This is a genomic window from Xanthomonas sp. CFBP 8152 (assembly GCF_014199025.1).
Lineage (GTDB): Bacteria > Pseudomonadota > Gammaproteobacteria > Xanthomonadales > Xanthomonadaceae > Xanthomonas > Xanthomonas arboricola_B.
Genome location: NZ_JACHNO010000015.1, coordinates 1 through 1,203 on the forward strand (window position 1 = coordinate 1; position 1,203 = coordinate 1,203).

Here is a 1,203-nt window from a genome sequence, read left to right on the forward strand (position 1 = left end):
CGACGTCCACCCAATTTTGAGTAGCGCCTCAGTTTGGAGTCCAATTCCCTACCCCGAGGAGATTGGACGTGAAGAAACGTTTTACTGACGAGCAGGTCATCGGCTTTCTGCGCGAAGCCGAAAGCGGCGTGGCGATCAAGGACCTGTGCCGGCGCCATGGCTTCAGCGAGGCCTCGTACTACCTGTGGCGCAGCAAGTTCGGCGGGATGAGCGTGCCCGATGCCAAGCGGCTCAAGGACCTCGAGTCCGAGAACGCGCGTCTGAAGAAGTTGCTGGCCGAGCAATTGTTCGAGAACGACCTGATCAAGGATGCACTGCGAAAAAAGTGGTGAGCGCACCGGCGCGTCGTACGCTGGTGCGCGAGTGGATCGGGAGTGGTGCCAGCGAGCGTCGCGCCTTGGCAGCGATCGGCATGAGCGCCAGTGCCCTGCGCTATTGCCCGCGCGAAGATCGCAATGGCGAACTGCGCGAGCGCATTCTTGCGCTGGCGCATCGCCATCGCCGCTATGGCGTGGGGATGATCTATCTCAAACTGCGACAGGAAGGGCGCATCGTGAACTACAAACGCGTGGAGCGGTTGTACCGCGAACAGCAGCTACAGGTCCGACGGCGCAAGCGCAAGAAGGTCCCGGTGGGCGAGCGTCAGCCGCTGCTGCGGCCATCGCAGGCCAACCAGGTGTGGTCGATGGACTTCGTGTTCGACCGCACTGCCGAAGGTCGGGTGCTCAAGTGTTTGGTGATCGTGGACGACGCCACGCACGAAGCGGTCGCCATCGAGGTGGAGCGCGCAATCTCGGGCCATGGCGCGACGGGCGTGCTGGATCGGCTCGCGCACAGCCGCGGTTTGCCTCACGTCATCCGAACTGACAACGGCAAGGAATTTTGCGGCAAGGCAATGGTCGCCTGGGCACATGCCCGTGGTGTGCAACTACGGCTAATCCAACCCGGCAAGCCAAATCAAAACGCCTATGTTGAATCGTTCAACGGCCGACTACGCGACGAATGCCTCAACGAGCACTGGTTCCCGACGTTGCTGCACGCGCGCACTGAGATCGAACGCTGGCGACGCGAATACAACGAGGACCGACCCAAAAAAGCAATCGGCGGCATGACCCCGGCTGCTTATGCCCAACATCTGGCCAACACCGATATCATTACCCCCGGACTCTAAACCAAGCCGCTACTCAGGGCGGGGGGATGTCG

Annotated in this window: 2 protein-coding genes; both read left to right on the forward strand. The window is 61.4% G+C overall.

The annotated features are described in order from the left end of the window. Positions 1–68 precede the first annotated feature (68 nt). Positions 69–332 carry a transposase gene (locus FHT09_RS20505; protein WP_011035652.1) on the forward strand — a complete coding sequence of 88 codons (264 nt, stop codon included), beginning with the start codon at positions 69–71 and terminating at the stop codon, positions 330–332. Further along, entirely contained in the window at positions 284–1,171 is an 888-nt protein-coding gene (locus tag FHT09_RS20070) for an IS3 family transposase (protein ID WP_343205073.1), read from the forward strand. Before FHT09_RS20505 ends, FHT09_RS20070 begins: the two co-directional genes overlap by 49 nt. The last annotated feature ends 32 nt before the right edge of the window (positions 1,172–1,203 follow it).